General features: G+C 62.7%; 20 protein-coding genes. 11 read left to right on the top strand and 9 right to left on the bottom strand.

Features of this window, described 5'->3' with window-relative positions:
- Positions 1-826 (top strand): GlxA family transcriptional regulator (locus A2I95_RS21505; protein ID WP_291733125.1); only part of this gene is annotated, 826 nt, incomplete at its 5' end.
- 95 nt (positions 827-921) lie between these two features.
- Here A2I95_RS21505 and A2I95_RS21500 read toward each other — a convergent pair.
- Positions 922-2,145 (bottom strand): PA14 domain-containing protein, encoded by a 1,224-nt coding sequence (locus A2I95_RS21500; RefSeq protein ID WP_291733123.1) that lies wholly within the window; start codon positions 2,143-2,145, stop codon positions 922-924.
- Positions 2,146-2,802: 657 nt separating this feature from the next.
- Between A2I95_RS21500 and A2I95_RS21495 the strand changes: the two genes are divergently transcribed.
- Genes A2I95_RS21495 through A2I95_RS21485 form a run of 3 tightly spaced genes read left to right on the top strand, consistent with a single transcriptional unit; the run spans position 2,803 to position 7,967 of the window.
- Entirely contained in the window at positions 2,803-4,461 is a 1,659-nt protein-coding gene (locus tag A2I95_RS21495) for an ABC transporter transmembrane domain-containing protein (protein WP_291733121.1), read from the top strand.
- 22 nt (positions 4,462-4,483) lie between these two features.
- Positions 4,484-6,625: an ABC transporter transmembrane domain-containing protein gene (locus tag A2I95_RS21490; RefSeq protein WP_291733119.1), complete on the top strand. Its 2,142-nt coding sequence runs from the start codon at positions 4,484-4,486 to the stop codon at positions 6,623-6,625.
- A 16-nt stretch (positions 6,626-6,641) separates the two neighbouring features.
- Positions 6,642-7,967 (top strand): HlyD family type I secretion periplasmic adaptor subunit, encoded by a 1,326-nt coding sequence (locus tag A2I95_RS21485; protein WP_291733118.1) that lies wholly within the window; start codon positions 6,642-6,644, stop codon positions 7,965-7,967.
- A 90-nt stretch (positions 7,968-8,057) separates the two neighbouring features.
- On the opposite strand, the gene A2I95_RS21480 is transcribed toward A2I95_RS21485, so the two are convergent.
- The 5 genes from A2I95_RS21480 to hpaR form a co-directional block, all read right to left on the bottom strand.
- Entirely contained in the window at positions 8,058-8,639 is a 582-nt protein-coding gene (locus A2I95_RS21480) for a sarcosine oxidase, gamma subunit (protein WP_291733116.1), read from the bottom strand.
- Positions 8,632-11,643, bottom strand: coding sequence for a sarcosine oxidase subunit alpha family protein (locus A2I95_RS21475; protein WP_291733126.1), 3,012 nt, complete (start codon positions 11,641-11,643; stop codon positions 8,632-8,634). The genes A2I95_RS21480 and A2I95_RS21475 overlap by 8 nt, the downstream gene beginning before the upstream one ends.
- 11 nt (positions 11,644-11,654) lie before the next feature.
- Positions 11,655-11,942, bottom strand: a complete 288-nt coding sequence (locus A2I95_RS21470) for a sarcosine oxidase subunit delta (protein WP_291733115.1) — start codon at positions 11,940-11,942, stop codon at positions 11,655-11,657.
- 16 nt (positions 11,943-11,958) lie between these two features.
- Entirely contained in the window at positions 11,959-13,209 is a 1,251-nt protein-coding gene (locus A2I95_RS21465; RefSeq protein WP_291733113.1) for a sarcosine oxidase subunit beta family protein, read from the bottom strand.
- 282 nt (positions 13,210-13,491) lie between these two features.
- Positions 13,492-13,932 (bottom strand): homoprotocatechuate degradation operon regulator HpaR, encoded by a 441-nt coding sequence (gene hpaR, locus A2I95_RS21460; protein ID WP_291733111.1) that lies wholly within the window; start codon positions 13,930-13,932, stop codon positions 13,492-13,494.
- A gap of 114 nt (positions 13,933-14,046) precedes the next feature.
- Between hpaR and A2I95_RS21455 the strand changes: the two genes are divergently transcribed.
- The 7 genes from A2I95_RS21455 to A2I95_RS21425 all read left to right on the top strand — a co-directional run bounded on the left by A2I95_RS21455 (position 14,047) and on the right by A2I95_RS21425 (position 21,001).
- Positions 14,047-14,439, top strand: a complete 393-nt coding sequence (locus tag A2I95_RS21455; RefSeq protein WP_027256664.1) for a 5-carboxymethyl-2-hydroxymuconate Delta-isomerase — start codon at positions 14,047-14,049, stop codon at positions 14,437-14,439.
- A complete protein-coding gene (gene hpaE / locus A2I95_RS21450; protein ID WP_027256665.1) occupies positions 14,439-15,950 on the top strand; it encodes a 5-carboxymethyl-2-hydroxymuconate semialdehyde dehydrogenase in 1,512 nt (503 codons plus the stop codon). Before A2I95_RS21455 ends, hpaE begins: the two co-directional genes overlap by 1 nt.
- Before the next feature lie 87 nt (positions 15,951-16,037).
- A complete protein-coding gene (gene hpaD, locus A2I95_RS21445) occupies positions 16,038-17,018 on the top strand; it encodes a 3,4-dihydroxyphenylacetate 2,3-dioxygenase (RefSeq protein ID WP_291733108.1) in 981 nt (326 codons plus the stop codon).
- A 135-nt stretch (positions 17,019-17,153) separates the two neighbouring features.
- The gene (locus A2I95_RS21440) at positions 17,154-18,566 is read left to right on the top strand and encodes a pyridoxal-dependent decarboxylase (RefSeq protein ID WP_291733107.1); all 1,413 of its coding nucleotides are present in this window, start codon (positions 17,154-17,156) and stop codon (positions 18,564-18,566) included.
- Positions 18,563-19,417 (top strand): fumarylacetoacetate hydrolase family protein, encoded by an 855-nt coding sequence (locus tag A2I95_RS21435; protein WP_291733105.1) that lies wholly within the window; start codon positions 18,563-18,565, stop codon positions 19,415-19,417. The genes A2I95_RS21440 and A2I95_RS21435 overlap by 4 nt, the downstream gene beginning before the upstream one ends.
- The gene (gene hpaH, locus A2I95_RS21430; RefSeq protein ID WP_291733103.1) at positions 19,414-20,214 is read left to right on the top strand and encodes a 2-oxo-hept-4-ene-1,7-dioate hydratase; all 801 of its coding nucleotides are present in this window, start codon (positions 19,414-19,416) and stop codon (positions 20,212-20,214) included. Before A2I95_RS21435 ends, hpaH begins: the two co-directional genes overlap by 4 nt.
- Before the next feature lie 16 nt (positions 20,215-20,230).
- Positions 20,231-21,001 (top strand): HpcH/HpaI aldolase/citrate lyase family protein, encoded by a 771-nt coding sequence (locus tag A2I95_RS21425; RefSeq protein WP_027256670.1) that lies wholly within the window; start codon positions 20,231-20,233, stop codon positions 20,999-21,001.
- Positions 21,002-21,177: 176 nt separating this feature from the next.
- Here A2I95_RS21425 and A2I95_RS21420 read toward each other — a convergent pair whose 3' ends face one another.
- From A2I95_RS21420 to A2I95_RS21410, 3 genes are all read right to left on the bottom strand, one after another.
- Positions 21,178-22,827, bottom strand: coding sequence for a DUF4139 domain-containing protein (locus A2I95_RS21420; protein ID WP_291733100.1), 1,650 nt, complete (start codon positions 22,825-22,827; stop codon positions 21,178-21,180).
- 103 nt (positions 22,828-22,930) lie between these two features.
- The gene (locus A2I95_RS21415) at positions 22,931-23,278 is read right to left on the bottom strand and encodes a hypothetical protein (protein ID WP_291733098.1); all 348 of its coding nucleotides are present in this window, start codon (positions 23,276-23,278) and stop codon (positions 22,931-22,933) included.
- Positions 23,279-23,411: 133 nt separating this feature from the next.
- On the bottom strand, positions 23,412-23,960 hold a 549-nt coding region (locus A2I95_RS21410), incomplete at its 5' end, for an aspartate-semialdehyde dehydrogenase (protein ID WP_291733096.1).

Here is a 23,960-nt window from a genome sequence, read left to right as displayed (position 1 = left end):
CTTTCAGCCTGACTGCGCCCTGGATCAGGCCGAGGACATCGACACGCTGTTTCTGCTGTCCAGTCCGCAAGGCAAGTTTGAAGACCCCAAGGGCTCCAATGGCAAGCTGCGCCACCTGGCCCGCCACGGCACCACCATGGGTGCGGTTTCCGGCGGGGTGTTTCCGCTCGCCCGTTCTGGCCTGCTCGACGGGCATAGCTGCTCGGTCCACTGGTGCTACAAGGCCGCCTTCAGCGCCGAATTCCCCTCGCTCGCCACTGTCGACGATGTAATCGTTCTGGACCGCCGCCGCTTTACCGCCAGCGGTGCTGCGGCAATGTTCGACCTTTCGCTCAAACTGATCGAGCAAACCATGGGCGACGCGGTGATGACCGAGGTTGCCTGCTGGTTCCAGCACCCGATGGTCCGGGCCGAGGGCGTGCGTCAGAAGATCCCCGCCTTCAAGACTGACAGCACCGCTGACAGCCTGCCGCCACCAGTGGCCAAGGCGGTGGAGCTTTTTGCAGACAATCTGGAGCATCCGGTGTCGATCCGCGACGCCGCCAGCGAAATCGGCGTCTCCCCGCGGCAGTTGGAACGCAGCTTCAAATCCGCCACCGGGCAAAGCCCCGCAATCTATTACCGTACACTGCGGATGAACGCGGCCCGGCAGCTGGTAATGTACTCCCGGGATTCCATTACCTCGATCGCCAATGCAGTTGGATATGCCACATCCTCGACCCTATCGCAGCACTACCGCGACAGTTTTGGCGTCACTCCGCAAGAGGAGCGTCGCAAGGTGAACCTGTTCCGGGTCCAGGACAACCGCCCAATTCCTTCAGCCTAGCGGCCCCTCTAAACAGCAGGGGCGTTGACCATAGCGTTTCATTCGAGCAACACAGAAGCTTGTCGCACATTCAATGCTAGTTACATTGGCATCCCTCAGAACAACACCTGCACACCACTTGGATCCAGTTGTGCCGCATGCGGCTGAGCGGCCATTTCCAAGGGCTCGTCCAATGCGGGTTCAGCAAGAACCTCTCCGGGTAAAACCGGTTGGGCTGCCAGTTCGACACCCAGCCCCAATGGCAAAGGAAGACCACCCAATCCCAGATCAAGGTCCAGCACGATCCCATTTTCGGGAACCACATTTACATCAAAACTGCTGGAAGACGTCTCGACCTCTCCATCCGGTGCTTTCAGCGTAGTTTCGACATTGATCGTAGCGGCCCCCAAGTCCCCGGAGGCCGGCGCGATTGTCAATTGTGACAAATCCCAGCCCGTGACGTCCAGCTCCCCTCCGGCAGGGATGCCTGCATTCCCATCCGAACTGATCACCCAATTGTCCGGAACATCGGTCAATTTGACCGAAAGCAATGCGGACGTTCCGGTGTCGATGTCCACGATGAACCCAGCATCATCATCATCTTCGATGGTACCGGCCGGGCTGGGCGTCACCAGGCTGAAATCTGTCTCTCCAGGCCCGCGCCACTCCAGTGTCATCTCTGCGTCGCCATTCAGGTCGAGGTGATGAATGACGATTTCATGTTCACCTGCGCCCATGTTGCAGGCTCCGATCTGCACGGTGGCAAGTCCCTCAACCGCATTGATAACCACAGGATCCCCATCGATCCACATGACAACAGTATCACCGCTGGTCAGCCGAAACTCATAGTTGCCCGGATCATCAACTTGGATACGACCGGTGACCCGGGTTGCAAACACATCGGCTGATGCTGCATCAAAAAACGAAAACGGGGTGCTCGGGAAATCAATGGTCTCGGTATAGAAATCCCCTAGCGGATCACTGCCAAAATCGACACCCAGGATACCTAGCACCCCATCCGCAACTGCGATCTGTTCCACATGGAAACTGGTGCTCACTGTCACAGCAGCCGGCGGGACAGCAACATCCCCGACCGTCAGGCTGAAGGTCTCGCTGCTGCTCAGCCCGCCGGGGTCCGTCGCCGTGACCGTCACCGTGACCGAAGGCTCCGCCTCATGGTCCAGGCTGATGCCGTCTTTCAGCTTCAACACCCCGCCCGAGACCTCAAACCGCGCATCATCCACCGTATAGGTCAGCGCATCGCCCTCCGGATCGCTGGCCGAGACCGCGCCGACCGCCGCCCCCGCCGCGTTTTCCGCAACCGTAGTATTGTCCAGCAATTGATGCTGGCAATGCGGCTTGCTGTAACTCCGGCGTTGCCGTCGTATCCCCTCCACGAATGGCAGAAGGCGCGGCGGGCGGCCGTCCTTGATCCGGCAAAGCTAAGGAAGGATCTTCTAAACCGTCGGCTTCAGCTGGCTTTTGTGCAGCACGGCCTGGTTGACTGCCGGTTTTTTGCGGCAGAACATCCCAGTCATCGCCCTGGGCTTTGTCCATTCCAGGGTAGTCCATAGTACCGCGATGCAAAAGAGACTGACGCTCTCCATTATCGGTGCCATCCCCCTCACCGAATTTTGGAGCCGTATTTGCCGCTTTCGTACGCAATTCACGCTCTGTTTCCTGAACCCGGACCCCAATCGGCTCAGCACTGAAACTTCCGGCACCTCCTGTGCCAAACGGATTATCCGCAGCCATCTAAAGCTCCCCGGCAGAACATTACCATTTCACTCAACAAATATCCCGGGCAGCGGCCTGCAACGTCCGGCAACCCTGATGCTTTCCTGTACATTAATAACATTCAACTCCACCATAAGGCGAATGAAGTGTCTGTAAATTTGCACCTAAATTGTAGCCGCCCTTGCTCAGCCGTTTACGCGGGATAAAGAGAAGGCCCGCAATATTCAATCTATAGTAGTGTTTGTGTTTAAGGGGTAATTATGTCGGGGACAGGCCAGTCCAGCACTGCCGCCTTGCGGCCGGGTGTTTTGAAACTCGATCCCGATTCGATTCTTTCAGCGATCATCATCAATCTTCTGACACTCGCCTTACCTGTTGCGATGCTTCTGGTTTTCGGCCGGGTCATTCCCAATCAATCTTATGACACTCTGTTCGGGATTTTTCTGGCCCTGATTGCCGTCTTGCTGATCGACTTTGTGCTGAAGGCTGCGCGCGCCCATTACGTGCTGGAAACCGCACGGCATGAAGGGGAACGGGCAGGCGAAACCTTGTCCGATGCCCTGTTTGAAGGCGCTCCCGGCGCATTGGAGCAGATGGGGCAGGAAGCCGCTGTTGAACGTCTGATGGGGGTGCTGGGCCTGCGCCACGCTGTGAAAGAGCAGATCGTCAAAATGTCGGTAGATCTGGTGTTTTCCGTACTTTTCCTGCTGGTTATTGCCGCAATGGGCGGCTGGCTGGTGGCGGCTCCGCTCACCGTGATAGCCGGGCTGCTGCTGACGGTTGCCCTGCTGCGGCCGCCCTACCGGACAGCTTCGCAGCTGCAGCGGGAATACGACAAACGCAGGCTGTCATTCCTGCAGGAGATCCTGCAGCGGGCACAGCTGATCAAGCTGCTTGGCCTGGAGCATCAGATGCTGCGCCGGTATGAGCTGCTTCATGCCAGTGCCTCTGCGTCCGGGGAAAAAATCATCCGGGTGAGCAACGCCGGACAGGCTGCAGCCAGTGCCGGCTCCCAGATCGCTACAGTCCTGACCTGCGCCCTGGGAGGGCTGCTTGCCATACAAGGCAGCCTGTCAGTTGCAGAACTGGCTGCCAGCATGCTGCTGACCGGACGTGCCGTGCAGCCGGTCATCCAGCTGACATTTCTAAGTGCCGTCAAGGATGACGACAGGGCACGAACCTCCGGGCTGGCCAAGGTGGCTGCAGTGAAGAAAGCCGCCGCAGCGCCGGTGCGTGTCCCGGTGACCGGGGCGATCACCGTGAAAGGTTTATCTCTGGACCGGCCCGGGAAAAACGGCAGCTGGTTCCGCAATATCAGTTTTTCGGCGGCACCCGGGCAGCTGATTGCCATTGAAGGCGGTGTCCAGTGCTGCTCGGGAGCGTTCCTGCGGATCCTTGCCGGCGAAGTCCCGGCCAGCAGCGGAACGGTTTATCTGGACGGGCCCGGATATCTTGACCCGGACGCCGCCAACTCCCCGCCAGGCCTGGTGTTCGAGCCGCGGCAGCCTGCGCTGACGGATGGCGAAATTCTGGAGAACCTCACCCTCTTCGACCCTCAGCGGCACACCAAAGCCCTGCAGGCCGCAGCCTTGAAACTTGGTGTCAGCAGCCAGCTCGCCCAGCTTCCCAACGGGGTGCACAGCCAAGTTGCGCGCAATGGCCAAGGCGCCGGCAGCCCGGGGTTTTTCAGGCGCCTGGCGCTGGCAAGAACATTTGCGCAGCAACCCGCAATTCTGTTGCTTGAAGATCCCTTTGCCGACTTGGACCCGGACGGGGTGCGGGCGCTCGAAACGCTGCTGCTGTCCTTGCAAGGCAAGACAACCTGTGTGCTGACCCGGGCCGCCCCGGCAATTCTGGATGCTGCCAATACGACCATCCGGCTCAGCTCTGAAACTGCTGCGTCCAGCGGCACGCTATGACCCGACAGGGCGGAGATCTGATATGAACAGTATCAACACCGGCTTTGGGCAGCTGGACGGCACCCGGGTGCAGGGGCCGCACAGCAGTGTTCTTAAGTGGGCGGCAAGCAGGCAGCTGCAGGCAGAACCGGCGCGTGCCGCAGAACTGCTGACGGCCTTGCTGCGGTTTGGCGGCTGGGACGCGATGGAGGCACAGGTGCGCGCGGCACTGCCGCACGGGCGCAGCAGTTTTGACGGCTGGGATTTATGCGACGCGCTGATTGCCTTGCGGGTGCCGTACCTGCGCCAGGATGGCCGTGCCGCGCAAGGTCCGGCAGAATCGGGGATCAGCCTTTACATCCGCCGGGATGGCAGCTTTCGCCTGGCCAGCCCTGCGTCAGGGCGGGCAATGGCAGGCCCGGATGAAACCCGGTTGTCATTGCTTCCGGCGTCGGATGCCAGCCGCCGGCCGGCAGCGCAAAGCACTGCGGCGCTCCTCAAGGGGCTGCAAGACCATGTCTGGTCGCTGCTGTTTGCCTCTTCTGCCATCAACCTGGCCGGACTGCTGACCCCGATTTTTGTCGTTCTGGTCTACAACCGCGCAATTCCGGCGGGCGCACCGGGGGTAATCACTGTGCTGGCCGCCGGGCTTTTTCTAGCCCTCGCTACAGAGCTTGCCATCCGCCGGATCCGCAGCCGCGCCCTGGTCAGCCTGGCAGCACAGCTGGAACACCGGCTGAGCCTTGCATTGCTGGAAAAACTGATGGTCTTCCCAAGCGCCTTGCAGCAGCAATCGGCCTCGCAACAGCAGCGGGCCCGGCTCAAGCAGTTCGAGACCGTCAGGGATGCACTGGTGGGTCCGCTGATGCAGGTCGCCCTCGACGCGCCATTTGTGGTGATTTTCGGCGCGCTCCTGTTCTATATTGCGCCGCCTGTCGGTTTCGCGGCCCTGGCTGCGGCGCTTGCACAAGTGGCGTTCCTTGCTGCTTTTGCACCGCATTTGCGCCGTCAGGAAGTGATTGCAAACGATGCCGCACGCGATTGGCGGAAGCTGTGCGAAACCGTCGTCAGCCAGCGCTGGCATTTGCGGCGTCTGCATAGCGCCAAACCCTGGAGGCAACGCTTCCACGCCTCCCTTGCCAATGCGCTGAACGCGTCCATGCGGCAGCAGTTCCTGATCGAGCTTTCAGCCCATGCCTCCCAGTTTCTCATCCTGCTGGCCGGGGTGGCCGGCGGGCTGCTGGCAACCAGAATGGCGATCCAGGGGGAGCTGACCATTGGCGGCTTCGTCGCAATTCTGGTGATGATTTGGCGGTTCCTGTCCCCGGTCCAGTCTCTGGCCCGGGCGACGGGCCAGGCGCTGGCCGTCCGGCAAAGCTTGCGGGACATCGACAAGGTTCTGGCCCAGCCAGAGGAAATGCGCCGCGAAGTGGCCCCCCGCACCGCACCGCCGGTGGCAGCACCGGTGGTGGTGGAACAGGCTGCTCTGCGGTTCGGCGGCAGCGGCGACCTGGCCCTGGCCGGCGCAAGCCTGAGCTTGCACAGCGGCACCATAACCGTTCTGTCCGGCGCCAATATGTCAGGCAAGACCCTGCTGGCGGAAATCTTGCCGGGATTGCACCAGCTTGCGGCCGGACGGGTTCTGTTCAACGGCACCGACCAGCGGCAGATTCCGGTGGACGACCTTCGCGGCGCAATCGCCTTTGCGCCTCAAGAACCAGCCTTCGTCTATGGCACGATCTGGCAGAATTTTGAACTTGCCCTGCCGGGCGCGTCGCAGCGGGAGGTTCTGGACGTTCTGGAGGAAGCAGGGGTCCGCAGCGAAATCGAAGCCCTGCCGGACGGCATGAACACCCGCCTGACAGTCGAAGCCAGCGGCCGCCTGCCGCAAGAACTGCTTCAAGGCATGTCGCTTGCCCGTGCGCTGCTGCAAGCCGGACCGATCCGTATCTTCGATCAGCCCTGCGAAGGGCTGGACCCCGAACATGCCAAACGGATCCGCGCCGCCATTGCCCGGCGGCGTGCAAGCAGCACCACGCTGCTGATTTCAAACCGGCCCGGGGATCTTGCTCTGGGGGACAGTTTCACAGTGCTGCACCGCGGACGAACGGTGCTGAACGGCAAGGGCCGCAAAGGGCGCGACAAGGCCAGCGCGTTTTTGAACGGCACCCTGACCGGCGGATAGAGGCAAGGAGAGAGTAATGGAGCAGGAAACAACAGCCCTTTGGACCCCCAGCATGGACGAGGCCAAGAAACGGGGGCTGAATGTGATCCACAAACCGGTCACCGGAACATCCCGCCGGGTGGCGCGCATATTGTTTGCGGCGCTGGCGGCTGCAACGGCCTGGGGCTGGTACGCGGAACTGCCGGAACTGACCTATGCCAAGGGCCGGCTGGTGCCGTCGTCAAACCCGCGCCCGGTCGAACATCCCGACGGCGGCGTCCTGGACGAAATCCTGGTGCGGGAGGGCCGTTTTGTCGAGGCGGGCACCCCCGTGGCCCGGCTGTCCGCCAATCTGCTGACAGAAGAACAGGGCCGGCTCAATGTCCGTGAAGCTGCCCTGTCACGCGACACCGCCCGTTTGCAGTCTGTTATTTCGGTGATCAGCGGCAAACTTTCCAGCAGTGCCGCCCGCGGCCAGCTGGAACCGGGCCACAGGCTGCTGGCCCAGCTGGATGCGTTTGAGGCCAGCCGTGCCCGCCACCGGGCCAGGATTTCGGAGCTGGAGCGGGCGCTTGAAATCCGCCAGCAGATCCTGGGAAACGCCCGCCGCCGCGAAGAAACCTTTGCGATCGAGCAATCCGCTGCCCTTGCGCTGCATGGCAAGGGGCTGCTCAGCACCACCGCGATGAGCCGGCTGAGCGCACAGCAGCTTGAGATCGAAGGCGACCGGCTGCGGGCCTTTGCGGCACTGGCGGATGGTGAACGCAACCTGCACGAAGCCCGCCGCCAGGAACAGGAATTCGTGGCAGGTATCAAGGACACGCTGATGTCTGAACTGGAAACAGAAGAAGAAGAGCTTGCCTTGGTTTTACAGGCCTCGGCTGACAATGCCGCCCGGCAGCAGCGGCTGACCATCCTGTCCTCGGTGCCCGGAATTGTGCAAAAGCTGCATTTCAGCGGACCCGGCGAGGTTGTGGCCCCCGGGGAACCCATCGCCGAGATCCTGCCGACCCAGGACAGGCTGATTGCCGAGGTTGAGATCCAGCCTCAGGACATTGGCCACGTTGCAATTGGCGATCCGGTGGAGCTGAAATCCACCACGTTTGATGCCAGGCAATACGGTGTGCAGGCGGGTGAAGTCTTTGAAATATCGCCGAACTCCCGCCTGAACGAGCGTAATGAGGCGTATTTTGACGTCCGGATCGCGCTTATTGATGAAACCGCCGATGCAGAGAATCTAAGCAGCCGCCTGTCCGCCGGCATGGAAGTGAACGCGGCCATCCGGACCGGCGAGCGCACGGTTCTGGACTACATCCTGTCCCCAATCGCCGACCCGATCAGCCGCGCCTTTCACGAACGCTGAGCGGCGGCCGCCGTTGCCCCGGCCGGTGCGCCAAACAGCACAAAGGCAGCCGCCCGTTGCGGACGGCTGCATTGTTCTGACCAGCCTCGTTCAGATCACCGATCTTGCGGCTGCCATCAGCGCATGATGCAGTGAGGCTGCGGAGGAACGCGGGCCGATGATCGAATACTGCTGCCCTGGAACATGGCACAGCAGGAAGACGCCGAGATGCTCCATCGAGGTGCGCACCGCACTCCCCGCTTTTGCGCCGCGGATATCAGCATTGCACAGCCGCTCCAGCACATCAGAACAGCGCGCGCCTTCCAGGTCGAAGCGGCACCAGCCGTCGGTCTGCTCCACCACGGAACCGGCCTCGCCGACGGCCTGTTTCAGCTCACCCGCCAGCAGCTCGTGGCTGTCATGCGGGGCTGAGACCATCCACAGATCCGGCCCCATCCACCAGGCAGAGAACACACCGGTTTCAGCCCAGCCAGCCGGGTCTGGCAACGCAGCACCCAAATATGCCGCAGCCGCAGATTTCACCGCCTCCTCCTGCCCCTGGCGCGCCGCCAGGGAGGCCAGCGCCCGGTCCGTGACCTCGTGGATCAACAGACCGGTGAAGTTATTCGCCCGCGGCTCATACCCGCCCAGCGGAGAGATGGCTTTCAGGCCATGATTATCGAACTTACCCACGAAGACGCTCCCCTTCCGGATCCACAAAATGCGCGCTGACAACTTCGACCCGGGTTTCCTTGCCCTCCAGCGGGTTGACCGCACGGATCACCTCGCCCTTACGCGCGTCGCCGCTTTTCAGGAAGCCGATCCCGATCGAACATCCCAGCACCGGCGAATAGGCGGCAGAGGTGATATAACCCTGATCGGTGGCCGCGCTGACCTCGCCATCAGCGTTCATCAAATGCGACCCGGCCGGCACCGGATCGGCGGCATTCACCGGCTTGAAACCAACCAGCTTCAGCGCATCTTCCCGGTTCATGCCTTCGCGCTCGCTCAAGGTATTGCCGATACAGTCCTTCTTCTTGCTGACCATCCGTCCCATGCCAAGGTTCAGCGCCGAAGTCGTCCCGTTCAGCTCGTTGCCAGCCGCATGACCCTTCTCGATCCGCATCACGCCCAGCGCCTCGGTGCCATAAGGAACCGCGCCGAACTCCTCGCCCGCTTCCATCAGCTTGCGGATCATCGCATCGCCATAACGGGTCGGAACCGCGATCTCATAGGCCAGCTCGCCCGAAAACGAGATCCTGAACAGCCGCGCCCGGCAGCCGCCCGCCACGGTGACTTCCCCGCAGCCCATAAAGGGAAACGCCTCGTTCGAGAGGTCGAATTCGGGGTCCACGACCTTTTGCAGCAGCTTGCGGGCATTCGGACCGGCCACCGCGAACTGTGCCCAGGCCTCGGTGGTCGAGATCAGCTGCACATCCATGTCAGGGAACAGGCACTGGCGCGCAAATTCCATGTTGCGGTAGACCAGAACTGCGTTGGCGGTGGTGGTGGTCACCACGAAATGATCCTCGGCAAAGCGCGCCGCGGTGCCGTCGTCATAGGCGATGCCGTCCTCGCGCAGCATCAGCCCGTAGCGGACCTTGCCCACCGGCAGCTTGGCAAAGGCATTGGCATACATCTTGTTCAGAAATGCAGCGGCATCCTTGCCCTGCACGTCGATCTTGCCCAGCGTGGTCACGTCGCAGATGCCGACCGAATTCCGGGTCTGTAGCACCTCGCGGTCCACCGACTGGCGCCAATGGGTTTCGCCCGCCTTGGGGAACCACTGGGCGCGCAGCCACTGGCCCACCTCAACAAACTCCGCACCCTGCTCCTCGGCCCATTTGTGGCTGGGGGTCTTACGGGTGGGGCGGAATTCCTCGCCGACCGAGCGGCCTGCCATCACGCCGAAGGACACCGGCGTATAAGGCGGACGGAACATGGTGGTGCCGACCTCGGGGATCTGCTTGCCCGCCAGTTCGGCCATGATCGCCAGACCGCCCATGTTGGAGGTCTTGCCCTGATCAGTTGCCATGCCAAGGGTGGTGTAGCGCTTCAGATGCTCGACCGAGCGGAAGTTCTCCTGATGCGCCAGCTTGACGTCCTTGACGGTCACGTCGTTCTGCTGGTCCAGCCAAGCGCGGCCCTTGCCTTCCTTGACATACCAGAAGGGGGTCACGTTGATGGGCGCATCCTCGGCCTCGGGCAGATCGGCGGTTTTTGCCGTGATCCCCAGTTCCAACAGCGCAGCCACGGCGCCCTCGGCACCGGCGCGCAGGGCGGCAGCGGTGGAGAAATCGCCGTTCGCAGCACCGGCCACGGACATATTTTGCGGCAGTGTCCCCGCGGGGACAAAGGCGGCAATGTCTTCACGCCAGGCCGGGCGGCCGCGCTGATGGCAGGTCAGATGCACGTTCGGGTTCCAGCCGCCCGAGACCGCCAGCGCGCCGCAAGGCACGTCGCGGGTGGTTCCATTGGCCAAACGCAGCTGCACCGACTCCAGACCCAGCCGACCCTTGGTATCGACCACCTGCGCACCGGCAAACAGCTCCGCCCCGTCAACCTGGGGCGCATCGGCACGGGTGTCGATCACTGCAGTGACCTTCACACCTTTGGCAATCAGGTCAGCGGCAGTGCGATGACCGTCGTCGTTGTTGGTAAAGACCGCAACCGTCTGATCCGGCGTCGCCGCCCAGCGGTTGGCATAGGCGCGCACGGCCCCCGCCAGCATCACGCCGGGCCGGTCATTGTTCTCAAACGCGATCGGGCGCTCGGTCGCCCCCGCCGCCAGCATCGCCCGCTTGGAGTAGATCCGCCACAGGATCTGCCGCGGCTTGCCCGCTTCCGGCGCCAGCACGTGGTCGGAAACCCGCTCCACCGCACCATAGATACCGTGGTCGAAGGCGCCGATGATGGTGGTGCGCGGCATCACCCGCACATTCGGCATCGCCGCCAGCTCCGCCTGCACCTGCTCCACCCAGGCTGAACCGGTCAGATCGCCAATGCCAAAGGTTTCCGCATTCAGGCGCCCGCCCAGCAGGAAGTCCTCATCCGCAATAATCACCTGCGCGCCGGACCGGCCCGCAGTCAGCGCCGCCATCAGGCCCGTGGGACCGGCACCGATCACCAAAAGATCGCAATGCAGGAAGCCCTTGTCATAGGCGTCCGGGTCATCCTCAAAGCTGATGCTGCCCAGTCCCGCCGCCTTGCGGATGATCGGTTCGTAAATCTTCTCCCAGAACGCCGCAGGCCACATGAAGGTCTTGTAGTAAAAACCAGCCGTCAGGAAATTCGAGAACCGGTCGTTCACCGCCATGAAGTCATGCTGCAACGACGGCCAGCGGTTCTGCGAGTTCGCCTCCAGTCCGTCATACAGCTCCGCCGTGGTGGCGCGGGTGTTCGGCTCCTGCCGCCCGCCGCTGCGCAGCTCGACCAGCGCATTGGGTTCTTCCGAACCGGAGGTCAGCACCCCCCGCGGACGGTGGTATTTGAACGAGCGGCCCATCAGCCGCACGCCGTTGGCCAGAAGGGCCGAGGCCAGCGTGTCGCCCTCAAACCCCTTGTAGCGCTTGCCGTCAAAGGAGAAAGTCAGCGCCTTGCTGCCCTTGATCAGCCCGCCGTCCAGGCGGTTCACCTGCACCCCCTTGCGGGCGCCGGTGCTGCCGTCGGCCTGGAACGCAACGGTTCCGGTATTCATTACTGCATCAGTCATTTGCTGCGCCCCCTCGCCCGGGCCACATCGCGGGCCAGTTCGACAGTCAGGATTTCATGGGTCACGGTGTTGCGGGTCACCACCAGCCAGGAGCGGTCGCCCTGCTCGTGGAACCACAGTTCGCGGTGTTCGCCCGCCGGGTTGTCGCGCAGGTACAGGTAGTCGTGAAACTGATCCGCCGCGTCTTCGGCCTGCCAGTCAGGCCGGTCGATCAGGGTTGCGTCGCCAAGATAAGTGAATTCCTGGCTGTCCCGCGGCCCGAGGATCGGATGGTTGATAATCATCGCCTTTTTCCTTTCCTCAGTGCAGGTTCGGCTGGGCGCCCTGGCCCTTTTCATCAATCATGCAGCCCTTGCGGAACCGGTCGAGCCGGTACGCCGCCGCTGTCTTGTGCGGGGTGCCGGTGGCCAGCAGATGCGCATAGCACCAGCCCGAGGCCGGGGTCGCCTTGAACCCGCCATAGCACCAGCCGCCGTTGAAATAGAGCCCGTCCACATGGGTCTTGTCGATGTAGGGAGAGCCGTCCATCGACATATCCATGATGCCGCCCCAGCTGCGCAGCATCCGCACCCTGCCTAAGCTGGGGATCAGCGCCATGCCGCCTTCCATCACGTCCTCGACAACCGGCAGGTTACCGCGCTGCGCATAGGAATTGTACATGTCCAGATCGCCGCCAAAGACCAGGCCGCCCTTGTCCGACTGGCTGCAATAGAAATGACCGGCGCCAAAGGTGATGACCCCGTCCAGAACAGGTTTCAGCCCCTCGGACACAAACGCCTGCAGCACATGGCTTTCGATCGGCAGACGCATGCCCGCCTTCTCCATCACCCGGCTCGACGACCCAGCAACGCAGCTTGCGACCTTGTTGGCGCCGATGAATCCCTTGGTGGTCTCCACACCCAGGCACTTGCCGTTCTCGATCTTGAAACCGGTGACTTCGCAGTTCTGGATGATGTCGACGCCGCGCAGATCGGCGCCACGGGCATAACCCCAGGCCACCGCATCATGGCGCACGGTGCCTCCGCGGCGGTGCAGCAGACCGCCCTTGATCGGGAAGCGCGCGTTGTTGAAATTCAGGAACGGATACATCGCCCGCACGCCGTCAACATCCAGCAGCTCCGCGTCCGACCCGTTCAGGATCATCGCATTGCCCCGGCGCCGCGCCGCATCGCGCTGCGCATCGGTATGCACCAGGTTCAGAATGCCGCGCTGACTGACCATGGCATTGTAGTTGAAGTCCTGCTCCAGCCCTTCCCACAGCTTCAGCGACAGCTCGTAAAACGGCTCGTTGCCATCCAGCAGGTAGTTGGAGCGGATGATGGTGGTGTTGCGGCCCACGTTGCCGCCGCCGATCCAGCCCTTCTCGATCACTGCCACATTGGTGATGCCGTGTTCCTTGGCTAGGTAATAGGCCGTCGCCAGCCCATGACCGCCGCCGCCGATGATCACCACATCGTAGCTTTTCTTGGGTTCCGGATCGCGCCAGGTGGGGCGCCATCCCTTGTGGCCCGTCAGGGCCTCCTTGATCACTTTCAGGCCGGAGTACCGCATGCTGTCCTCATCAACTGTCCCCGGCAGATTGAGTGAGAAATGCGGCACATCACAGGGGGATTTCGGACACCGGCAGCGCTATATGCGTCATTGGCGGAAAATCACCTTTGCGCACGCAGCATCAAGCATGTTGCCAAGGCGGCCACTTTTCAAGTATATATGATTGATATCAAACAAAAATTACAGCCAACCGCGACCTTGCGTCTCAAACACGTCAACTGGTCCGTTTGCGTCACACACCCCGGCATCCGCGCCAAATGCGGCAAATGCGGCAAAGCCGACTCACTCGGACAGTTCGATCTGGTCCAGCTCGTTCAGCAGGTCCAGCAGCGCCTCATACCGCTCCACACCCATCTTACGGCGGGTCTGCTCCATCAGCTCCAGACTGGCCTCCAGATTATCGGCAATGACCCTCTCCCCTGCAGCCGCAATCCGCACCACCTGGCGGCGGCGATCTTCGTTGTCGCGCTGCCGGCTGATCAGCTGCTTCTCTTCCAGCTTCTGCAGGATCCGTGTCAGGCTGGGCAGCAGCAGGCAGGCCTTGTCCGCGATCTGGGTCGGATCTATCGGCCCGCTCTCCTGCACCACCCGCAGCACGCGCCATTGCTGCTCGGTCAGGCCCGCACCGCTCAGCAGGGCACGGATCGGTCCCATCACACGCTCCCGCGCCCTGAGAAGGGCAATCGGCAGCGAACGGTCGGTGGAGGGCATCATCCTGGTCATGCCCGATTATCACCCCGCTTCCGGCTAAACGCAATTGCCGCTTGGGTTTCTTCTGCTTGACTCACGGCATTGAAATTGCTACACATGTTAAGTAATTTGAGAGAGGAACCGGACATGCCGCACATCACGCTGGACTACTCGGCCAATATGGAGGCGCGCACAGATATCGCCGCCCTGTGCCGCCATCTGCGGCAGGCCGCAGCGGAGACCGGCGTGTTCCCCCTAGCGGGCCTCCGAGTGCGCGCCTTTGCGGCCAGCCACGTCTCGATTGCCGACGGGGAGGAGCAGCACGGCTATATCGACATCTCCATCCGGCTGCGGGCCGGCCGCGATCTGAGCACCCGCAAACGCGCCGCACAGATGGTGTTTGATGCGGCCCAGGCCTTCCTTGCACCGGCCATGCAGCAGCACTCCATCGCGCTGTCGCTGGAGATGCGCGACATCGACCCCGAGCTTTCCCCGAAATGCGGCACCATCCGCGACCACATGCAAAAGGCGGACCAGTGATGAGCGATCTTACCACCAACATCGAAACGCTGAATGGCCACCTGAACCGTTTCCGCGAGGCCGGCATATTGAACCTGATCGGCGGCGAAAGCCGCCCCGCCGCCTCCGGCGCCACATTCAAAACTGCCTCGCCCGTGGATGAAAGCGTGATCTGTTCCGTGGCCAAAGGCGGCAGCGAAGACATTGATGCCGCAGCCAAAGCCGCCAAGGACGCCTTCCCTGCCTGGCGCGACATGCCCGCGCTGGAACGTAAACAGATCCTGCACCGCATCGCTGATCTGATCGTGGAGCGCGCCGAGGAGATTGCCCTGTGCGAATGCTGGGACACCGGCCAGGCCATCCGCTTCATGTCCAAGGCAGCCCTGCGCGGCGCCGAAAACTTCCGCTTTTTCGCTGACAAGGCCACTGCCGCCCGCGACGGCCAGCAGCTGCAATCGCCGACGCTGATGAATGTCACCACCCGCGTGCCGATCGGCCCGGTGGGCGTGATCACCCCCTGGAACACGCCCTTTATGCTGTCAACTTGGAAGATTGCGCCCGCGCTGGCTGCGGGCTGCACCGTGGTTCACAAACCGGCCGAGTTCTCGCCCCTGACCGCCCGCATCCTGGCCGAGATTGCCCATGAGGCCGGCCTGCCCGCGGGCGTCTGGAACCTGGTGAACGGCTTTGGCGAGGACGCGGGCAAAGCGTTGACCGAACATCCCGACATCAAAGCCATCGCCTTTGTCGGTGAGAGCAAGACCGGTTCGATGATCATGAAGCAGGGCGCCGATACCCTGAAACGGGTGCATTTCGAACTGGGCGGCAAGAACCCGGTGGTGGTTTTCGACGACGCCGACCTCGACCGCGCGCTGGATGCGGCAATCTTCATGATCTACTCGCTGAACGGCGAGCGCTGCACCTCCTCCTCGCGCCTGCTGGTGCAGGAGAGCATCGCAGATGGCTTCGAGACCAAGCTCATGAAGCGCGTCAACAGCATCAAGGTCGGCCACCCGCTGGACCCGGCCACCGAGGTTGGCCCGCTGATCCACAAGGTGCATTTCGACAAGGTCACCTCCTACTTCGAGACAGCCAAACAGGACGGCGCCACCATTGCAGCTGGCGGCAACCGCGCCGGAGACACGGGCTGGTTTGTCCGCCCCACCCTGTTCACAAATGCCACCAACGACATGACCATCGCGCAAAAGGAAATCTTCGGCCCGGTCCTCACCGCGATCCGCTTCAAGGACGAAGATGAGGCTCTAAAACTGGCAAATGACACCCAATACGGCCTCACCGCCTATGTCTGGACCAACGACCTCACCCGCGCCCTGCGCTTCACCAACGCGCTGGAGGCCGGGATGATCTGGGTGAACTCCGAAAACGTCCGCCACCTGCCCACGCCCTTCGGCGGTGTCAAATCCAGCGGCATCGGCCGCGACGGCGGCGACTGGAGCTTCGAGTTCTACATGGAGCAGAAACACATCGGATTTGCCACCGGCGCCCACAAGATCCCGCGTCTCGGCGCCTGACCTCTTCCTCTTGCCAAAAATATCCCGGGGAGCGCGAGGGGCCGGCCCCTCGCTCCCGCTCCTGGCCCCAAGTGAAAGGTTTCGAACATGCCCGTCCCCGCCCCGAACCTCTACCCGTCCTTCAATATCGTCCGGCTCAGCCACGTCGAATACGCCGTCACCGACCTCGCCGCCTCCCGCGCCTTTTATGTGGACACCCTCGGCCTGCAGGTGACACATGAAGACAACAGCCGTATCTACCTGCGCGCGATGGAGGAACGCGGCCACCACTGCATCGTGCTGGCGCAGGATGAAACCGCCTCCGCCCGCATGCTGGGGTTCAAGCTTTATGACGAGCCCGACCTCGACAAGGCCGCGGAGTTTTTTGCCGCCAAGGGGCTGCCGGTTGACTGGGTGGAGCGCCCCCACATGGGCCGTACGCTACGCACACGCGACCCCTGGGGCATTCCGCTGGAGTTCTATGTCCAAATGGAGCGGCTGGAGCCCATTCACCAAAAATACAGGCTCTATAATGGGGTAAAACCCCTGCGCATCGACCATTTCAACATGTTCAGCGCGGATGTGGACGCTTCGGTCGCCTTCTATAACGAGATGGGCTTCCGCGTCACCGAATTCACCGAGGACGACGGAAGCGGCAAGATCTGGGCTGCCTGGATGCACCGCAAGGGCGGCGTGCACGATGTGGCCTTCACCAACGGCCTTGGGCCGCGTCTGCACCACACCGCCTTCTGGGTGCCGACGCCTTTGAACATCATCGACCTTTTGGATCTGATGTCGACCACCGGCTACGTCGATAACATCGAGCGCGGCCCCGGCCGCCATGGCATCTCCAACGCCTTTTTCCTCTATGTGCGCGACCCCGACGGCCACCGGATTGAGATCTACTGCTCCGACTACCAGACCGTCGACCCGGATCTGGAGCCGATCAAATGGTCGCTCACCGACCCGCAGCGCCAGACCCTCTGGGGCGCCCCAGCGCCGCTCAGCTGGTTCGAGGAAGGCTCCGTTTTCGAAGGCGCCACACCAAAACCCAGCACCTTAAACGCACAGCCGATTATTGCTCCCTAGCGAAACACAACGACAGTGCCCGGACCGAAGGGCGGGCGTGAAGCGCCCTCCCGATTTTGCCGGAGGCAAACCTTCGATTTGACGGGTCGGTCCGGGCGCTGTCCGTGCCTCCAGCACAGACTTAAGGAAAACAAAATGAAATGGGATGAATTCTCCGAATGGGGCCACCGGGTTGCCGATTGGGCGCAGGACTACCACCTGACCGTGGGCGAGCGCCCCGTGCGCGCCCGGACCCGGCCCGGCGAGGTGCTGCACGCCCTGCCCCAGACCCCTCCTGAAAACGGCGTCGGCATGGAGGCAATCTTTGCGGATTTTGAGGACATCGTGATGCCCGGCATCACCCATTGGCAGCACCCCCGCTTCTTTGCCTATTTCAACTCCAACGCCGCCGCGCCCTCAGTACTGGCCGAGTTCCTCGCCTCCGCCATCGCGCCGCAATGCATGCTGTGGCAGACCTCTCCGGCGGCAACCGAAATGGAGACCCGGATGATGGATTGGCTGCGCCAGGCGCTGGACCTGCCGGAGCCGTTTCAGGGCGTGATCCAGGACAGCGCGTCTTCCGCCACCCTCGCAGCCGTCCTGACCATGCGCGAGAAAGCGTTGAACTGGCAGGGCAACCAACAGGGGCTGTTCGGGCAAAAGGCCATGCGCATCTACTGCTCGTCCGAGGTCCACACTTCCATCGACCGCGCCATCTGGGTTGCGGGCATCGGCCAGCAGAACCTGATCCGCGTGCCGATCAAGGGCGATTGGCGCGGCATGGACTCTGCTGCGCTGGAAGCCGCAATTCAGGCCGACCTCGCTGCAGGCCACCAGCCTGCCGGCGTAATCCTTTGCGTCGGCGGCACCGGCACCGGCGCCACCGACCCCGTCGACAAGGTTTTGGACGTGGCCGAAAGATACGGCCTCTACACCCATGTCGACGCCGCCTGGGCCGGCTCCGCGATGATCTGCCCCGAATACCGCCACTACTGGCCGGGGGTAGAGCGCGCCGACAGCATCGTCTTCAACCCGCATAAATGGCTGGGCGTGCAGTTCGACTGCTCCGCCCATTTCCTGAAGAACCCCGATGATCTGGTGCAGACCCTCGCCATCAGCCCGGAATACCTCAAGACCCACGGCCACGACGGCATCATCAACTATTCCGAATGGTCGGTGCCGCTGGGCCGCCGCTTCCGCGCACTGAAAATCTGGTTCCTGATCCGCACCTACGGCCTCGAAGGACTGCGCCAGCGCCTGAGGAATCACATCATCTGGTCGGCTCAACTGCACGAAAAACTCAAGTTAGAGCCTGATTTCGAGATTTCCACGCCGCCGATGTGGTCGCTCTGGTCCTTCCGCTATACACCGGAAGGCGCCACCGATCTGGACGATCTGAACCTCGCGTTAGTCAACGCGATCAACGACGACGGCCGCATCTACCTGACCCAGACCCGCGTCGATGGCCAGCTGGTGATCCGCTTCCAGGCCGGCCAGTTTGAGACCACCGAAGCAGACGTGATGATGGCCTATGATGTCATCACCGAAATCGCAAGGACCCTGCCATGACGCGCTTTGCCACCTACTCCGCCGATGGCGAGATCTTCTATGGCGCGGCAACAGACGCCGGCATGATCGCCCTGTCGCTGCGGTTCCCCGACTGGCCCACTATGCGCGAGGTAATCGCTGCGGACGGCCTGCCCGCGCTGGCCAAGGCCGCCGCAGGCCAACCCGTCACCCACACCGATTTCACCTATGAAATCCCGATTCCCAACCCGGAAAAGATCCTCTGCGTCGGCGTCAACTTCCCGGACCGCAACGCGGAATACAAGGACGGGTCTTCCTTGCCCAAACACATGTCCCTGTTCCCCCGCTTCCCGCGCTCCTTCACCGGTGCCGAGCAACCGCTGATCCGCCCGCCGGAAAACCACACGCTGGATTACGAGGGCGAGGTCGCCGTGGTGATCGGCAAACCGGGCCGCCGGATCAAACCGGAAGATGCCTATGATCATATCGCGGCTCTAACACTGGCAAATGAAGGCACAATCCGCGACTGGGTCCGCCACGCGAAATTCAATGTCACCCAGGGCAAGAACTGGGACAACTCGGGCTCCATCGGCCCCTGGCTGGTGCCCTTCATCGACGCTTCCCAGCTGGACGGCGCCCGCATCCTCACCCGCGTGAACGGAGAGATCCGCCAGGACGACACCCTCAGCCGGATGATGTTCCCGATCCGCGAGGAGATCGCCTATATCTCCACCTTCACCACCCTGCAGCCCGGCGACGTGATCATCACCGGCACCCCGACCGGTGCAGGCGCCCGGTTCGATCCGCCGAAATACCTGGTCCCCGGCGATGTGGTTGAGGTTGAGGTCGAGGGCATCGGCATCCTGCGCAACACCGTAGAGGACGAGGGATGACCCCCGAGCAGCACCAGGACGCCGCCGAAACGCTCTTCAAGGCCGAGCAGACCGGCCAGCAATGCGGCCTGCTCTCTCTGGCCTACCCCGGCATGACACTGGACGACGCCTATGCGGTACAACAGGCTCTGATAGGGCGGAAACTGGCCTCAGGGCGCAGGAAAATCGGCTGGAAAATCGGCCTCACCAGCCGTGCCATGCAGCAGGCGCTGAACATCACCACCCCCGACAGCGGTGTGCTGCTGGATGATATGGCGTTCGAAAGCGGCAGCACCGTCCCCGCCGGCCGCTTCATCCAGCCGCGGGTGGAGGCAGAGATCGCCTTTGTCATGAAATCCCCCCTCGCAGGCGCCGACTGCACCCGCGAGGAAGTGCTGGCTGCCACGGACTACGTGGCACCCGCGCTGGAAATCCTCGACACCAGAATCCTGCGGGCCGACCCGGCGACCGGCCAGGCACGCATCATCACCGACACCATCAGCGACAACGCCGCCAACGCAGGCGTGGTACTGGGTTCGGAACGCCACGCGGTAGACGCCCATAACCTGCGCTGGGTCGGCGCCATCACCGCCCGCAACGGCACGGTCGAGGAAACCGGACTCGGCGCCGGCGTGCTCAACGATCCCATCACCTCGGTCCTGTGGCTGGCACGGCGGATGGCGGAATATGGACAACAGATCGAGGCCGGGGATATCGTGCTCTCGGGCTCTTTCATCCGCCCCATCGAATGTCCGCCGGGCACGGAGATTGCCGCCGATTTCGGCCCCTTCGGCTCCGTATCCATCAACTTCGCCTGAACAAGAGGTCCAGCACATGCCCGCGCCCAAGAACAGCTTCAAACAAGCCCTTGCCGATGGCCAGCGCCAAATCGGCTGCTGGATGAGCTTTGCCGACTGCCAGATCGCCGAAATCATGGGCACCTGCGGTTTCGACTGGCTGGTGATCGACGGCGAGCATGCGCCCAATGATATCCGCTCGATCCGCGATCAGCTGATGGCGCTGGCGTCCTCCCCCAGCCACCCCGTGGTGCGGGTGCCGGTTGGCGAGACCTGGATGATCAAGCAGGTGCTGGATGCCGGCGCCCAAACAGTGCTGGTGCCGATTGTCGAAAGCGCCGATCAGGCCCGCGAACTGGTCCGTGCCTGCCATTACCCGCCCAAGGGCGTACGCGGGGTCGGTGCCACGGCGGCCCGCGCCACCATGTTCGGCTCGGTCACTGAGTACATCCAGACCGCCGACCAGGAGGTCTGCCTGCTGGTGCAGGTGGAAAACCGCGCCGGGATGGCCGCACTGGACGAGATCCTGCAAGTCGAGGGCATCGACGGCGTCTTCATCGGCCCGGCGGACCTGTCGACAGACATGGGCCACCAGGGCAACTCCGCCCACCCAGAGGTGCGCGCGGCAATTGCCGATGCCATCCGCCGTATCAAATCCGCAGGCCTCGCCCCGGGCATCCTCGGCACCACGGATGAGGCGACCCAGGTCTACGCAGACATGGGGGCACAATTTCTGGCCGTTGGCATCGACGTGATGGTGCTTGCCCGCAACGCCCGCGAGTTGGCGGCGCGCTGGAAGACGGAGTAACACCGTCCTTCAGACCTTCAAAAGCGAAGCTCTGCCGCGCCCGCCCGCCGCCTTGGCAAAGCCAGAGCAACGGCAGCGGCCTTGGGCGTGGCACCGCGCTCGGCGCGGTGCCACGCCCAACGGGAGGAAGGTATTTTCAATGCCTGACGACGGGCGGGAGTACTCCGTTCAATCCCTCAGCGCAGGATCATGCCCTCAGGCCAGCTCAGCGTGCTATCCAGCCGGATTTTCCGGGCCTCACCCGCAGCAATCTCCATATCCCAGGCCAGGATGCCGCGCTGCCTTTCAACGTTCTCCCCAGTGGGCCGCGGATTGGCACTCCACTTGATCTCAAGGTCGTCCTGCTGCGAGTAAGGCACCCGGTCCAGAACACGCACGGTCCAATCCTGGCCGGTCAGGTTCTCCACCTCGATTTCCACCTGCCGCACCTGTTCATTGCTGCGCGAGATCAGCCCCTGGCCGCCTTCGCTCTGCCGCAGCATATCGCGGCGCAGCCGCAACCCTTCAACCGGGCCGAAACCCGCCTTCATCTCCGCACCCGGTGCCAGTCCGGCAAAGGCCTCAAAAGCAACCAGCTTGCCATCGACAAAGCGTGGCACCTCATCCGAGGCCAGCAGCTGCTCGCCAAAACTGTTGGTGAAAGTCACCACCCTGTAGGCAGTCTCATCGCGATGCGGCACTGCCACCGCTTTCACTTCGGCAACGGCAGTTAGCGCATCCATTTCAAGCCACAGGAAATCGGCGCCGGAGGCGACTGAAACTGGCAGGCCGAATCTGTATGTTGCAGCGGCACCTTCCAGATTTGCTGCCCACCCGCCTTGCGCGTCTTCAACCATGACCGGAGGCTCAATCACCGGTTCCGAATGCGCAGACATTTCCGCCACATCCAGGCCAAAGGACTTCTGCGCGCGCGGAGGCTCCGGCGTTTCAATCCGGCGCAGCCAAGGGTGCAAGGCAGACGGGCTGCCCTGCCCCGATGGTTTTGCCGTGGACAGCGTCAGTGCCACATCCTGCCAGTTCTCGCCGGTATCCTGAACCAGCGTAACCGCGCGTTTCAGGGTAACCTCGACCGCATCCCCTGTGCTGAGATGCATTTCATAAGACGGCTGCCAGCCGATCTTGCCGCCTCCGGCGGTGAAATAGCTAAGCATTACCACGCCTTCGCCCGTCTGTTCTGCCTCGACATCCACTGCAATGTACAGCCGGTCCCGGTCCTCCAGCGTGAGGGCTGCCAGCGCCGCGCGGGCCGCTGCCAGGTCTTCGTCCAGCGCCTCCAGACGCAGCTCAATCCGGCGTGCCCCGGCTTCAGCCTCCACGGCAGCTTGGCTCGCCTTGCCGGCCTCCTGGGAGATCATCCGCGCAATTTCGCTCAAAGCCGATGCATCCGCCTGGGCCAGGCCCTCATTGCCGCCAAGCTGCTGCAGGAACCCGATTGAGGCCTCTGCCGCCTGTACCCCGGCGCGGGCGCCCGCAGCTTCATCCCGGACCGAGGCAACTTGGGCCTCAAGATCGCGGATCCGCGCTTCGGCGGCCTCTATCTCCGGGTCTTCCGCATCCCGCGGCGGCACGTAATCCTCGCGCAGCAAGGTGGCGATGCGGCGGGCGCCGGTGATTTCAACCTGCAGGGTCTCCAGCAGCGCAGACTTCGGAACATTCTGCAGGATCAGCCGGTGCCGCCCTTCAGGCAGCGTGACCGCAGCGCGGCGGGTCACCTCGGCAAGGCCGGGATAGAGTGTCACTTCGGACACCCGGCTGCTGACGGAAAGGGTATCGGCCGCAGCAGCGGATGCGGCAGCCTGAACAAAGGAACAAACGGCAAAAGCCATCAAGGAAATTCTCATTGGCATCTCTCAATCAATCAGAATGGCGGGCCGGAACTGCCCGCCTGATGCCGAACCTATCCTTCAGCCTGCGGCGTGGCCAGCACGCTCAGGCTCCATGCGCGGCGGCCTGCTGCGGCTGCGACGGGCCAAAACGCAGCTCCAGTTCATCTGTGTCAATCCCCAGATCCTCGCAGGAGGAGATCGCCGCCAGGCTAAACGCGTCATAGACCCACAGGTCCGCTTCACGCATCCGCAGGCAAATGCCCTTGCGGCGCAGGCCCCGGCACAGGGTGAACCAGTCGCCGGACGCTGCGAAATCCGCCGCCAGCTGCTGCCCCAACTCTGCCGCCGATGCGCAGTTCAGCATGGGCTGCGCTGGAACTGCCGTCACAGTGCCAAAAGGCAGAGTGGTGGAAACGGGGGCGGCGCGGCTGAAATCCTGCAGTGCGATCATGGGTTTGATCCTCTTTGTCTGGTGTTTCTTCTGTCCTCCTCAACCTACCGGAGCTGCTTGCCCCGAGGCAGCCGTGCAAAAGAAAAGGGGCCGCCTCTTCCGAAGCAGCCCCCTCACCAAAAGGATATAAGGCTTAGCCTTTCTTCAGAACTTCACGGCCCAGCAGCTCAGCGATCTGCACCGCATTCAGGGCCGCGCCCTTGCGCAGGTTGTCGCTGACGCACCACAGGTTCAGGCCGTTCTCGATGGTCGAGTCCTGGCGGATCCGGCTGATGAAAGTGGCGAAATCGCCCACACATTCGATCGGGGTCACGTAGCCGCCGGCTTCCCGCTTGTCGATCACCATGACGCCCGGCGCCTCGCGCAGGATGTCGCGGGCTTCGTCCTCGTCCAGGAACTCCTCGAACTCGATGTTCACGGCTTCCGAGTGACCGACAAACACCGGCACGCGGACGCAGGTCGCGGTGACCTTGATCGCCGGATCGACGATCTTCTTGGTCTCCACAACCATCTTCCACTCTTCTTTGGTGGTGCCGTCCTCCATGAAGACGTCGATCTGCGGGATGACGTTAAACGCGATCTGCTTCTGGAATTTGTTCGGCGGTACATCAGTGGTCGGATTATAGATCGACTTGGTCTGGTCCCACAGCTCGTCGGCACCCTCTTTGCCCGCGCCTGACAC

It is taken from the genome of Leisingera sp. F5 (genome assembly GCF_001593695.1).
This window is presented reverse-complemented; position numbering and strand designations above follow the sequence as displayed.